At 32.9% G+C, this 12731-nt stretch carries 13 protein-coding genes; 7 read left to right on the plus strand and 6 right to left on the minus strand.

Features of this window, described 5'->3' with window-relative positions; genetic code table 11:
* The first annotated feature begins 31 nt into the window (after positions 1-31).
* The 6 genes from ACTTAT_RS03535 to ACTTAT_RS03560 all read left to right on the plus strand — a co-directional run bounded on the left by ACTTAT_RS03535 (position 32) and on the right by ACTTAT_RS03560 (position 7208).
* Positions 32-733, plus strand: coding sequence for a bacteriorhodopsin-like (locus ACTTAT_RS03535; protein WP_440679692.1), 702 nt, complete (start codon positions 32-34; stop codon positions 731-733).
* A gap of 88 nt (positions 734-821) precedes the next feature.
* Positions 822-2732, plus strand: a complete 1911-nt coding sequence (dxs, locus tag ACTTAT_RS03540; protein ID WP_440679693.1) for a 1-deoxy-D-xylulose-5-phosphate synthase — start codon at positions 822-824, stop codon at positions 2730-2732.
* 5 nt (positions 2733-2737) lie between these two features.
* Entirely contained in the window at positions 2738-3478 is a 741-nt protein-coding gene (locus ACTTAT_RS03545; RefSeq protein WP_440679694.1) for a hypothetical protein, read from the plus strand.
* Between the two features lie 101 nt (positions 3479-3579).
* Complete coding sequence (locus ACTTAT_RS03550) at positions 3580-4125, plus strand: hypothetical protein (protein WP_440679695.1); 546 nt, start codon at positions 3580-3582, stop codon at positions 4123-4125.
* 7 nt (positions 4126-4132) lie between these two features.
* The gene (locus ACTTAT_RS03555; protein ID WP_440679696.1) at positions 4133-5365 is read left to right on the plus strand and encodes an MFS transporter; all 1233 of its coding nucleotides are present in this window, start codon (positions 4133-4135) and stop codon (positions 5363-5365) included.
* A 151-nt stretch (positions 5366-5516) separates the two neighbouring features.
* Positions 5517-7208 (plus strand): GMC family oxidoreductase, encoded by a 1692-nt coding sequence (locus ACTTAT_RS03560; protein WP_440679697.1) that lies wholly within the window; start codon positions 5517-5519, stop codon positions 7206-7208.
* On the opposite strand, the gene ACTTAT_RS03565 is transcribed toward ACTTAT_RS03560, so the two are convergent.
* From ACTTAT_RS03565 to aroC, 3 genes are all read right to left on the minus strand, one after another.
* On the minus strand, positions 7205-7633 hold the full coding sequence (locus ACTTAT_RS03565; RefSeq protein WP_440679698.1) for a hypothetical protein: 429 nt from the start codon (positions 7631-7633) through the stop codon (positions 7205-7207). The two genes, ACTTAT_RS03560 and ACTTAT_RS03565, sit on opposite strands and share 4 nt — an antisense overlap.
* Before the next feature lie 80 nt (positions 7634-7713).
* Positions 7714-8445, minus strand: coding sequence for a rhomboid family intramembrane serine protease (locus tag ACTTAT_RS03570; protein WP_440679699.1), 732 nt, complete (start codon positions 8443-8445; stop codon positions 7714-7716).
* Positions 8446-9531 (minus strand): chorismate synthase, encoded by a 1086-nt coding sequence (gene aroC, locus ACTTAT_RS03575; RefSeq protein ID WP_440679700.1) that lies wholly within the window; start codon positions 9529-9531, stop codon positions 8446-8448.
* Positions 9532-9563: 32 nt separating this feature from the next.
* Between aroC and pdxH the strand changes: the two genes are divergently transcribed.
* Positions 9564-10181 (plus strand): pyridoxamine 5'-phosphate oxidase, encoded by a 618-nt coding sequence (gene pdxH / locus ACTTAT_RS03580; protein ID WP_440679701.1) that lies wholly within the window; start codon positions 9564-9566, stop codon positions 10179-10181.
* On the opposite strand, the gene ACTTAT_RS03585 is transcribed toward pdxH, so the two are convergent.
* The 3 genes from ACTTAT_RS03585 to ACTTAT_RS03595 are packed head-to-tail and all read right to left on the minus strand — an operon-like array spanning position 10182 to position 12723.
* The gene (locus tag ACTTAT_RS03585; protein WP_440679702.1) at positions 10182-11435 is read right to left on the minus strand and encodes a rhodanese-like domain-containing protein; all 1254 of its coding nucleotides are present in this window, start codon (positions 11433-11435) and stop codon (positions 10182-10184) included. It abuts the gene before it with no gap.
* The gene (gene gloA / locus ACTTAT_RS03590; protein ID WP_440679703.1) at positions 11435-11938 is read right to left on the minus strand and encodes a lactoylglutathione lyase; all 504 of its coding nucleotides are present in this window, start codon (positions 11936-11938) and stop codon (positions 11435-11437) included. Before gloA ends, ACTTAT_RS03585 begins: the two co-directional genes overlap by 1 nt.
* 8 nt (positions 11939-11946) lie before the next feature.
* A complete protein-coding gene (locus ACTTAT_RS03595) occupies positions 11947-12723 on the minus strand; it encodes an NAD(P)-binding domain-containing protein (protein ID WP_440679704.1) in 777 nt (258 codons plus the stop codon).
* Positions 12724-12731 lie beyond the last annotated feature (8 nt).

Here is a 12731-nt window from a genome sequence, read left to right on the forward strand (position 1 = left end):
GCTTTTTTTTGTTTAAACAAAAAGGAGAAATATGAAAAACGTAATACTACAGTCAAATGACTTCACTGGAGTTACTTTCTGGTTGATTTCAATGACTATGTTAGCAGCTACTGTTTTCTTTTTCATCGAAAGAAATTCAGTAAAAGCATCTTGGAGAACTTCAGTTACGTTATCTGGTCTAGTTACTGGTATTGCATTCGTGCACTACATGTACATGAGAGACGTTTGGGTAACAACTGGTACTTCACCAACTGTATTTAGATATATCGACTGGTTACTAACTGTGCCGTTATTGATGATTGAGTTCTACTTCATCTTATCAGCAGTTAAAAAAGTTTCTGGTGGTATTTTCTGGAGACTATTAATCGGTACTTTAATCATGCTAGTAGGTGGTTACTTAGGAGAAGCTGGTTACATCGGCATCAACTTAGGTTTCATCATTGGTATGGCTGGATGGATCTACATCCTTTATGAAGTATTTGCAGGTGAAGCAGGTCAAGAAGCGAAAAAATTAAAAGGCGCTGCTGCGAGCTGTTTCGAATTCTGTAAGTGGATCGTTACTATCGGTTGGGCGGTATATCCATTAGGTTACCTATTTGGTTATATGACTGGTTCAGCGGATGAAGTTTCGTTAAACATCATTTACAACCTAGCAGACTTTATTAACAAGTTGATCTTTGGTTTAGTGATCTGGCATACAGCTAAGTCACTTACTCCTGCATCAGCGAAGTAATAAGGCTTAGAGCTTAAATTAAGGCCCGCTTCGGCGGGCCTTTTTTTTTATTTATTCCAATAATTTTCTAATCAGTTAAAATATACACATGTCAAAAACTCCATTGCTGGATAAAATTAATTATCCTCATGACCTTCGTTCTTTTGATAAAAAAGATCTTACAACACTAGCAAAAGAATTGAGAGAAGAGATGATTGACGCTGTGTCTGTAACAGGAGGTCATCTTGGAGCAGGACTTGGTGTTGTTGAACTTACTTTAGCCATTCATTATGTATTTGATACTCCAAAAGATAGATTGATCTGGGATGTTGGGCATCAAGCCTATCCTCATAAAATTATAACAGGAAGACGTGATCGTATACGAACATTAAGACAAGGAGGCGGGTTATCAGGGTTTACCAAAAGATCTGAAAGTGAATATGATCCTTTTGGAACCGCACATAGTTCAACTTCTATATCTGCAGGACTTGGAATGTCTGTGGCTAGAGATTTAGATGGTAAAACAAATAATATTATCTCGGTCATTGGTGATGGAGCCATGAGCGCGGGTATGGCTTATGAGGCAATGAATAACGCTGGATCCATGGATTCAAGGTTAATCGTGATTTTAAATGACAATGATATGTCGATTGCACCACCAGTCGGAGCGATGAGTTCATACCTGGCAAAATTATTATCTGGGAATAAATATATTGGTTTTAGAGAGTTCTTTAAAAAACTATCAAATAAGTTTCCAAAATCTTTAAAGAAAAGCATTGGTCAAGCTGAGGAATATCTTAGAGGACTTGCAGTTGGGGGGACTTTGTTTGAAGAAATGGGTTTCTTTTATGTGGGTACTGTTGATGGTCATAACTTTGATCATCTATTGCCTGTTCTAGAAAACGTTAAAAATTCTAAACATGAAGGGCCTTTTTTAATTCATGCTATTACAGAAAAAGGAAAAGGCTATAAGCCAGCAGAAGACTCAAAAGATAGATATCACGGGGTAACTAAGTTTAATGTTGAAACAGGTGAACAGTCTAAATCAAAATCAAATATTCCATCATACACTTCAGTCTTTGGAGAAACTTTAACAAAGCATGCTGAAAAGGATAGCAAGATTGTAACTGTAACCGCGGCAATGCCATCTGGAACTGGAGTAAATATTTTTCAAAACAAATTTCCAAAAAGATCTTTTGATGTAGGGATTGCTGAGCAACACGCGGTGACTTTTGCTGCAGGACTTGCAACAGAAGGGTATAAACCTTATGCAGCAATTTATTCTACATTCTTGCAACGTGCTTACGATCAAGTGGTTCATGATGTGGCTATTCAAAAACTTCCAGTTCGATTTGCAATTGACCGTGCAGGATTAGTTGGAGCAGATGGTCCAACACATGCAGGGGCATTTGATATTACATACCTATCAACACTTCCAAACTTTATTGTGATGGCGGCAAGTGATGAGGCAGAGCTTGTAAGAATGATTAATACCTCAGTTGAAATTAATGATGCACCGTGTGCATTTAGATATCCAAGAGGGAACGGTGTTGGACTAGAACTGCCTGATATTAATGAGACCATTGAAATTGGGAAAGGCAGAGTGATACAAGAAGGGTCCACTGTTTGCATTTTAAATTTTGGAACAAGATTGGAAGAATGCAAAACAGCTGCTAAACAACTTGATCCAAAAGGAATTACTACCACCATTGTTGATGCAAGATTTGCAAAACCGCTTGATCAAGATTTAATTTTAAGATGTGCAAGAGAACATGAAATGATGATTACGATTGAAGAAGGATCAATTGGTGGCTTTGGTTCTCATGTCTCACATTTATTAGCTGAAAAAGGTTTTTTTGATAAAGGTTTGAAATTTAGATCAATGACTTTGCCAGATATATTTATCGATCAAGATACGCCTGAAAAAATGTATGACATAGCAGGTCTTAATACCAAACAAATTGTAGAAAAAATTGAGAACGTTTTTTTTAATAAAGATGGAATAAAGATTATAAAATAATCAATATGAAAAAAATTATAACTTTTTTTCTAGCATTTTTAATTTTCAAAACTGATTTATTAGCAGATATTACTAAATTAAAAGTTGATGGACGAGTTAGGTACTTTACAACTCTGGTTGATGATCTTGGAACACGTTACGATGATACAAGACCAGGACCTGCTTTAGATTTACATTTTACTTATCCTTTAACAGATAACCTATCGATTAAGAGTTTTAATAACGTTATCAATTATAATGACACGACTTCTGGTGATGAAACAATGAATACCGAGTTTAACCAAAGATTAGGATTATTATATAAGAGAAGAGGCACTATATTTTATCCGTATGGAAAAATACTTTGGCATGATGAAAATCCGGCAAAACAAGTTGACAATTCTCATCTAGGTATTGTTGTCCAACAATATTTTTCAAAAGATGTATTTATAAGTGCTGATTATAGAGAAGAGTTATCGAATGGTGCGGTTTTAGCTGGGGTAAGACATTCTCAAAGAGTGTTTGATTTAAGATATAATAAAAAAAACCTTACAAGTATTTCTGATTATCCTGTTCATTTAAAACTTGGATATGCTGAGGGTGTGAATTTACGTGGAGTTAAATCAATTAGATTTGATATGGATGTAACAAAGCGTTTAGAGCTTTCTGTAAAATATGTAGATAATATGGGAAAAGGTCCAATTTCCTCAACTTTAGACTCTCAAAACCAAGACTTCTTAGTTGGTAGTATTGGTTACAAATTCTAAAAATACTTGAAACCCATTTTAGGTTTAAATTGCCCATTTTGAGTAGTAAAATCTCATTTTAAGTTTAAGTGTTTCAAAGCTTTTAGAGAGAGGGAGAATTTATGAGTTCTGCGATTAATAAATTAACTGGTAAACAGTTAATGAAAGATCAAGTCGATCAACCCAATAGTGACTTGTCAATTGCATCTTATGCTTTTCTAGTTTTTTTGACAGATTATTATCGTAGAGTCAAAGTAGATTATAAATTAGATTTTGATACATTTATGATCATTGCTGTAGTCATGCAGCACGCAATTTATGAGTCTAATAAAATTAGAGAAGAACCTATTGCAAGATTAGATAAGTTAAAGTCAGATGTTGAGCAAACTCGTTCAGAAGGTTTTTTTAAAACACGAGGTCGTAAATTAGGAATTAACAGCATCTCAAATGTTTTAGAAATGCCTGAGGAGACTACAAGAAGAAAAATTGAAAACTTAGTTAAGAGAAAGATATTAGCAAAATCTAAAATTGATGGGATCATATTAGGTCCTGACTTTTTAAAAAATCATTCTCCATTCGCAGACAAAACACTCAAATCTTTCAAAGCTTTGATAAGACAAATGAATAGAACGGGATTAGTTGAAGAGTTTATAAAAGAAAAAATATAATTTTTTTATGAAAAAATATATTTATGGGCTATTTGATGTAGCCAACTCACCCTTTCAAGTATTAATTATCAGTCTTATTTTTTCACCTTACTTTGCTAATCAAATTGTTGGTGACCCACAGATTGGCTCTGCCTATTGGCAATGGACGGTTGGACTGTGTGCAATTGTTGTTTCTATTGTTGGAATTAAATTAGGATCATTTAGTGATCAAATTAAAGGTGGAAGAAGAAATTTTTTTTATATCACAACTTTACTTTGTATTTTTTCAACTTTTTTTCTATGGAGCTGTGCTCCTGGTACCGGGAATATTTTTAAATGCTTAGCTATTTTTTTTATTGCTAATTTTTTTTATGAGTTATGCCAAATGTTTTATAACTCATACTTATTTGATTTTTCTGAAAAAAATAATCGAGGTTTTGTATCAGGATTAGGTTTTTCCCTAGGATTTATTGCAATCATTCCATTATTACTTTTGTTAATAAATTTATTTATTTTACCAGAACAAACTTTTTTAAATTTAGATAAATCTCAATTTGAACATATTAGAATTGTGCCGGTTGCAGTGGCTATTTGGTTTTTAATTTTTTCTATCCCAATATTTGCCTTCATTCAGTTTACAGAGCCTAGACCTGTTACAAAAAAAGAAGATGTTCAGCCTTTATTAAGTTTAGTTTATCATGAAAACAAAATAACTAATCTTGGAAACTTTTTGATCGCAAGATTATTCTATGCTGATGCAATTATTGCAATACAAATTTCTTTTTCAATATTTGTGGTAAAAGTTTTAGGTTTAACTGTTAAAGAAATTTTTCAACTCGTCATCATCACATCCTTCATCCAAGCTATAGGAACATTTGTTGGTGGATTATTGAATGATAAAATTGGAAGTAAATTATTAATACAATATTCTTTATATGTTGTTTTATTTGCGATAATTGGACTTGTATCTTTCCAGGAAAGAACAGTCTTTATTATTATATTTCAAATTGGAGCTTTTTTCTTTGGCATACTTCAAAGTGCAAGCCGTGTTTTTATGACAAGTTTTGTAAGCCAAAGTAATCTTGGCCAAGGTTTTGGACTATTCACTTTGGCATCTAGATCAACAGCAATTCTTGGTCCAATTATGGTTGGAACAATTACTTATTTTACCAGTCTAGACTTTGGTTTCTTATCGATTACGGTTTTAGTGTTAGCTGGTATCATTATGTTAAGAAAGGTTGATGTTCCTAAGAGTTATTAACAACACCTTCTGAGGTTGTATTTTTGAATCAAATTGGAATCAAAACAGAATCAAAACGAGAACATTTGATTAAATAATAAAGTAAAATGTGAGTAAGTTACTGCCTCAATACGCCTGTGGAATATAAATTTAAAATATTTAAAAAACTGCCGTGGAACAAAAAACCCTAGAATTTGATACTATTATTGTAGGAGCAGGTAGTGCGGGTTGTTTATTAGCTAACCGTTTATCAGCGGATCCAAATCACAGAGTACTTCTTGTAGAAGCCGGTGGTCAGGATGATTGGATATGGATCAAAATTCCAGTTGGATATTTATATACCATTGCAAATCCAAGGACTGATTGGTGCTTTAAAACAGAGCCCGATCCTGGCTTAAATGGAAGATCTATTCATTATGCAAGGGGACGGGTTTTAGGTGGATGCTCTTCTATTAACGCTATGATTTATATGAGAGGTCAAAAGAGTGATTATGATTTATGGAACCAAGCAACTAATGATTCAACGTGGAATTGGGGAAGTGCTTTAGAGACTTATAAATCGATAGAAAATTATTTTGGTGGTGAAAATGAGTGGCACGGAACTAAGGGTGAGATTAGAGTTGAATATCCAAGAGTAAGTTGGCCAATATTAGATGCATGGAGAGATGCTGCTGATGAAAATGGTATTCCAAAAATTGAAGAGTTTAATCGAGGGGATAATGAAGGGTGTGCTTATTTTCACATGAACCAAAAAAAAGGTGTCCGTTGGTCAATGTCAGACTCTTTTTTAAAACCTATTCAAAATAGAAAAAACTTAACCATTATGACCAAGACTCAAGTTTTAAAAGTTTTAACAAGACAGAAAACTGATGAGACTAAACAAAATCAAAAATATAACGAGAGAGCTTGGGCTAATTCTAAAATTGAAACTTATGGTTTAGAGGTTGTAAATCAAAAACAAAAATTAAATGTAACAGCTAAAGAACAAGTCATTTTATCTTCTGGTGCAGTAAGCACTCCACATCTTTTACAAGTATCAGGAATAGGGTCAAAAGATTTAATAAATAAAATTAATGTTGAACATGTTCATGAATTACCTGGCGTTGGAGAAAACTTACAAGATCATTTACAAATTAGAACTGTTTATAAAGTATCAAACTGCAAAACAGTTAACACAATGTATAAAAATATATTTTCAAGAATGATGATGGGATTAGAATATTTATTTTTTAGAACTGGACCATTGACGATGCCACCATCAACATTAGGAGCTTTTACTAAAAGTGACGAAAGCCAACAAAGTGCAAATCTTGAATGGCATGTACAACCTTTATCACTTCCAAAATTTGGAGATGACTTACATCCTTTTAACGCAATCACACCTAGTGTTTGCAATTTAAGACCAACATCACGAGGTTACATTCATGCAAAAAGTTCTGATCCACTTGAATACCCAAAAATCATGTGCAACTATTTATCAACGCAAGAAGACCTTGATGTTGCGGTAAGTGGATTAAAAAAAACAAGATCAATTATGAAAAGCAATGCTTTAAAACCTTTTGCTCCCGAGGAAATGTTACCTGGTCCAAATTTAAATTCTGAATCAGAACTTCAAAATGCAGCTCGTGATCTTGGAACGACTATTTTTCATCCTGTAGGAACATGCGCGATGGGTGAAGTTGATATTAATGGAAATGCAAAAGATCCAATGACCGTATTAGACTCTGAGTGCAGACTAAGAGGAATTTCAAAATTAAGAGTGATTGATGCATCTGTTATGCCATCAATTACATCGGGAAATACCAATGCACCAGTGATGTTAATTGCAGAGACGATTGCTAAAAAGATTTTGAGAAAAAATTAACTACTTGATAGTCTTTCACTCATTCCAAGTGAAGCTTCTGGAGATATAATTCTAGCTTTTATTCTAAGTTTTGATTGTTTAATATTTACTTCGTTTTGAAGATCTCTAATTTCCTTTAAAACATTTTCTAATTGTTTTTGTTTATCATTTTCACTTTCAATTTTTAAAATCTCTTCTTTTTTCGATTGAAGCTCTTGTTGTTTTTTAAAGCCATCATCGTAAACTTTGTAATATTCTTCCCATATAATCTTAGTCTCGCTTCTTTTATTATGGATTAAAATAGCTAGGTTATTTTGACATTTTTCACACTTTAACTTTTTCTTAATGGTAAAATCCTGAAGCGTTATGAAGTCATTTTCAAATGTTATTCCATTTACTGTAGTAAAATGTAGTTTTGAGCAGCAAGGACATTTGAAAAATTTCATAGAATTCCATTAAACCCAAAACACATTTCCAACACAATATTATCCACACCCAATTTAGGGTTTTTATTTGTCAGATTGGGTTAGGCTTGATCGCAAGGATTTTTGATTTTTTTTGAAACTTTTTTTGCTCGAGCAGGTTTTCCTCTCACTCCTCGATTGAAGAAGAGAATTGCGATAGCTCCAAAGATAAAACCACCAATGTGAGCACCGTAAGCAACACCACCACCTGTACTACTTGTCGCAGCTGAACTGATGAACTGAAGAACAAACCAAAAACCTAGAACAAAAATTGCTGGGATCTTTATGATCTGGGAGAAGAACCCAAGAGGGATTAAAACGAGCACTTTGGCTTTGGGATGATTAACAATGTAAGCTCCAAGTATTCCTCCAATGGCACCACTTGCGCCAACCATAGGAATAGTAGACTCTGTATTCATATAGCCTTGTGTTAAAGTTGCAGCTATACCTGATAAGAGGTAAAAAATTATAAACTTAGTTTTTCCAAGTTCATCTTCAATATTATCTGCAAAGATCCACATATAAAGCATGTTGCCAATAAGATGCATGAACCCTCCATGCATAAACATTGAGGTAAACAATGTTGCCATAGGTGTAACTCGGTAAACTTCACTTGGAACTTCAAAATTATGAAAAAAGGATGCAGGGATAAATCCCCAGGAATAAAATATTGCTCCACTATCATAATTAGGAGATGAAAGTTCTAATAAAAAAATAACAATACATGCTCCAATTAAAAAGTAAGTTATGATTGGGGTTGAGGATGTTGGATTATCGTCTTTGAGTGGGATCACTTATTTTCCACATTGTGCTTTATGCATCAGATAATGATCTAACAAAATACATGCTAGCATCGCTTCACCAATTGGAACGGCTCGAATTCCAACACAAGGATCATGTCTTCCTCTTACAGAAATTTTTGTATTCTTTCCTTTTTTATTTACAGTCTCTCTCGTGTTTAAAATAGATGAGGTAGGTTTTACTGCAAATGAACATATGATTTCTTGTCCAGATGAAATCCCACCTAAAATTCCACCAGCTTTATTAGATTTAAATTTTACTTGTTTACCAGATGCTCTCATTTCATCTGAATTTAATTCACCTGATAATGATGCTACTTCACTTCCCGCACCAATGTTTACAGATTTTACTGCATTAATACTCATCAAACCTGCTGCAATATCTGCATCAAGTTTTGAATAAATAGGAGCACCAAGACCAACAGGAATACCTCTTGCTCTGAGTTCAATCATTGCGCCACATGAACTTCCAGATTTTCTAATATCCATGAGGTAATGTTCATAAATAGAAACAACATCTTTATCAGCAGCAAAGAACGGGTTCTTGCTAATTTGTTTATCATCCCAATTTTCTGGATTTGAAAAAACGGGACCCACTTGCGTCACTGCTCCAACAATATTAAATTTTTTTCCAAGTTTTTGTTCTAAAACTTTTCTCGCAATTGCACCTACTGCAACTCGCGCGGCAGTTTCTCTGGCAGATGATCTTCCTCCACCTCGGTAATCTCGAATTCCATATTTTTTAAAATAAGTAAAGTCAGCATGACCTGGTCTGAATTTATCTTTGATATCACCATAGTCTTTTGATTTTTGATCTTCATTGTAAATCACAAGTGAAATAGGTGTTCCTGTAGTTTTGCCTTCAAAAACACCAGATAAAATATGCACGGTATCACTTTCTTTTCTTTGCGTTACAAATTTAGATTGTCCAGGTTTTCTTCGATTAAGTTCTTTTTGAATATCAGTATCTTTTAAAGGGATATTTGGAGGACATCCATCAACCACACAACCAAGCGCAGGACCATGAGATTCACCCCATGTCGTAAATCTAAATAATTTCCCAAAAGTATTGAATGACATAAGGGTATTATATAGGTTAATTTGGCTTAATTATGAATGAAAAATTAGGACTAGATCCAGCTTTTTTAAATGAAGAAAATCCATTTGATCTATTCAAAGCATGGATGGAAGAAGCAAAAAAATCTGAACCTAATGATCCCAATGCAGTGAACGTTGCAACTGTAGACAGTGCAGGTCAACCCGATAACAGAGTAGTATTGTTAAAAGGTTTAACGGATACCAGTTTTATTTTTTACACAAATTTAGAGAGTAAAAAGAGTAAGGATTTAAAAGGAAACCCAAAGGCTTCGATGTGTTTCCATTGGAAATCATTACTCAGACAAATTCGCATTCAAGGATCCGTTGAGCTTGTTGATAGCAAAACAGCTGATGAATATTATAATTCAAGACCATATGGCAGTCGTATTGGAGCTTGGGCATCATCTCAATCTGAAGTGATGAAACACCGTGATGAGTTTGAAAATAAAATTAAAGAATTTAAAGAAAAATACCCTGATGAAAACAATGTCCCAAGACCAGCGCACTGGTCAGGCTGGGCACTAACGCCTTATAAAATAGAATTTTGGAAAGATGTAAAAAACAGATTACATCAAAGGTTGTGCTATAGCCGAATAGGGCAGGCGTGGTCTAAAGAAATTTTATATCCTTAATTAAAAGTTTTTGTAAACTTTATAAATCGTATGCTTAATATCTCTTAGATTTTTTTGATTTGCAGATACCCAAGGTTGCTTACAACCCCACTTTCTTATCGTTGGGATAAGAGAATGCTCCCAATTTAAATAACCTCTTGAATGTGATTTGTTTCCAAGATGTCTTTTTGGAAAGAAATACGTTGGATCAGGTTTTGTAATCGAATAACTTTTTTTAAATGATCTTGGATTTTTAATTTGCCAAATTGCATCATATCCCATTCGTCTTAACCAAATCGTAGCAAAGACAGCAGAGGTTGGGATATTAGAGAATATAAATATTTTAGTTTTGGTTGATGCAATAAACTTGTCTGTATTCTGAACTAAGGTTGTTGCGTTTACCTGTTTCCATCCTTTTATTTTTTTAAAATTTTTAATTTCAGAATTTAATTGAAAGTAGTGACAGCTATGATTTTTATTTTTTTGTGATGATTTTGGAATATTAAATTTTCTTGCGATTTTGTTTGCAAGATTTAAATCTGATTTAAAGTTTAGTTTTGTAGATTTGATTTTTGATTTATTTTTAAAATCTCTGTCATATCCATTTAAAACCCAGTTTTGTGTACCTCCATTGAGTACATATTTTTTATTTTTAAAATTAAAATCCTTTAGTGTTTGATAAGCAACAATACTTCGTGTTCTTCCTGCGCAGTGAACGATATAATCCTTTTTTAAATTAGTTTGGTTATTAATAAAGCAAGGAAGCTCACCTCCTGAACATTGTACTGAGTTTGGGAGTGTAAATTTTTCAAATTCTTTTTTTGGTCGTGCATCGATTTGTAAGTAATTGTGAGGTTTTTGATGAATTTTTTTGAGTTGTTTTGGGAATAGATTTTTAACTTCTGAAGTAATTTCAATCCACTCACCAAATGCTTTTGAAAATGTGTATTCCCCAGCCCAAACTGGTAACTTTTCTTTTTTCCATTTTTTATAATCACCTTCAATTTGAAAAACATTTTTATAATTTAAAGATTTAGTTATTCTTCCAACTTTTTTAGCCTGAACTGAATTTTTAATACCTATAAATAATATAGCGGTAGATTGATCGGGTAATAAATCTTTAATTATGGTTTTAAATTTAGATAAAGGACAATTGATAGTTCCAAATGCAAATCCCTGTACGTATTGCTTTCTTTCTCTGATATCTAAAAAAGCAATATTTTGTTTTAGGTTTTTTAATAGTTTAATAGCGTTTTTAACTTCAATAATTTGCATTAAACAATTTCAATCCAGTATCCATCTGGATCTTTGATAAATGCAATATTACTCATACGTCCATCTTCAGGCTTTTTTTGAAATGTAACTCCAAGTTTTTCAAAACGTTCACATGCTTTTTGCACATTAGGAACACGAAAAGCTATGTGGCCAAAGCCCCTAGGATCTTTATTTCCATCATGATAAGCAAAATCTTTATCATCTTCTGTACCGTAGTTATGAGTAAGTTCTAAAATTGATTTTTGACCAAGCACCCATGCTCTTCTTTCATCATCGGTTTCAGGAATATCTTTCACTTCCTTTTCATCAAAGCTACCTAGGAAATACAAAGAAAACTTTGCTGCTGGAAAATCAATTTTTCTTAACAATTTCATTCCCATAATTCTTGTATAAAAATCAACTGACTTTACAGGGTCTTTCACTCTGATCATGGTATGGTTTAATCTGTAACTTTGAGTTTCTTGGTCCGGGGTTTTACAATTTCCTTCAACTTCACTAAACATATGCTCTCCTATTTATCGTTTGCTTTTTTTAGTCTTAAATAAATTTTGTTAAAATTATTTTCCATTTTTTTAAAAAACTTATCTTTTTCTAATCTTTTTAAAAGCTCCTCATTAATTCCACCTTTTGTTTGGAGTAGTTTAACTGACTTATCTAAATCAAAGTTTTGGTTGTTCATTTCAAATAACATGCCAGTTAAAAATGTATTAAGATACTTATTTGCATCTTGTTTTTGAACTTTGTTTTTTTGTAAATATTTTTTTAATGTTTTTATAATAGATACATAGGTTGCCATAAAAGATGACATCACCCAAAGGTGATTATTTTGATTTTCATTTTTAGCAACCACAACAGTTCCAATAAGTTCAAACAAACTTTTTACAATTTTGTGATTTGGGTAAATAATAGTTGGGCTAAGCCCATCCTCTGCAATAGGTAGAGGTGCAGCTTTTACAATTTTTGTAACAGGTTTGCATAATTTTTTTAAAGTTTTTAAATTTATAGTTGAGACAAAGCTCACAACGATCTGACCCTTTTTAAATTTAAGTTTTGATAGCTCTTTACTTGCCACTTTTGGTAATAGGCTGACGAAAACAATTGAGGATTGATCAATGATTTCTTGATTTTTATTAAAAACTCTAATCTTTTTTGATTTACGTCTTAATTTTGATGAGTTTTTTTTTGAACGTAAAGAAATATTAATTTGCCCAAGCCTTGCTTTTGACTTAAGTAAGCCCTCAATGACTGCCGTTGTAATAGTTCCTGTTCCAATAAAACCAAGTTTCATAAAGTTAG

Origin of the sequence: Candidatus Pelagibacter sp. HIMB1517 (assembly GCF_052047895.1) — a bacterium.
Taxonomy (GTDB): domain Bacteria; phylum Pseudomonadota; class Alphaproteobacteria; order Pelagibacterales; family Pelagibacteraceae; genus HIMB114.

Bases quoted from the DNA above. Each gene is read 5' to 3' on its own strand.
- aroC (WP_440679700.1), bottom strand. From the start codon at position 9,531: ATGTCATTCAATACTTTTGGGAAATTATTTAGATTTACGACATGGGGT.
- ACTTAT_RS03545 (WP_440679694.1), top strand. From the start codon at position 2,738: ATGAAAAAAATTATAACTTTTTTTCTAGCATTTTTAATTTTCAAAACT.
- ACTTAT_RS03535 (WP_440679692.1), top strand. From the start codon at position 32: ATGAAAAACGTAATACTACAGTCAAATGACTTCACTGGAGTTACTTTC.
- ACTTAT_RS03595 (WP_440679704.1), bottom strand. From the start codon at position 12,723: ATGAAACTTGGTTTTATTGGAACAGGAACTATTACAACGGCAGTCATT.
- dxs (WP_440679693.1), top strand. From the start codon at position 822: ATGTCAAAAACTCCATTGCTGGATAAAATTAATTATCCTCATGACCTT.
- ACTTAT_RS03550 (WP_440679695.1), top strand. From the start codon at position 3,580: ATGAGTTCTGCGATTAATAAATTAACTGGTAAACAGTTAATGAAAGAT.
- ACTTAT_RS03585 (WP_440679702.1), bottom strand. From the start codon at position 11,435: ATGCAAATTATTGAAGTTAAAAACGCTATTAAACTATTAAAAAACCTA.
- pdxH (WP_440679701.1), top strand. From the start codon at position 9,564: ATGAATGAAAAATTAGGACTAGATCCAGCTTTTTTAAATGAAGAAAAT.
- gloA (WP_440679703.1), bottom strand. From the start codon at position 11,938: ATGTTTAGTGAAGTTGAAGGAAATTGTAAAACCCCGGACCAAGAAACT.
- ACTTAT_RS03555 (WP_440679696.1), top strand. From the start codon at position 4,133: ATGAAAAAATATATTTATGGGCTATTTGATGTAGCCAACTCACCCTTT.
- ACTTAT_RS03565 (WP_440679698.1), bottom strand. From the start codon at position 7,633: ATGAAATTTTTCAAATGTCCTTGCTGCTCAAAACTACATTTTACTACA.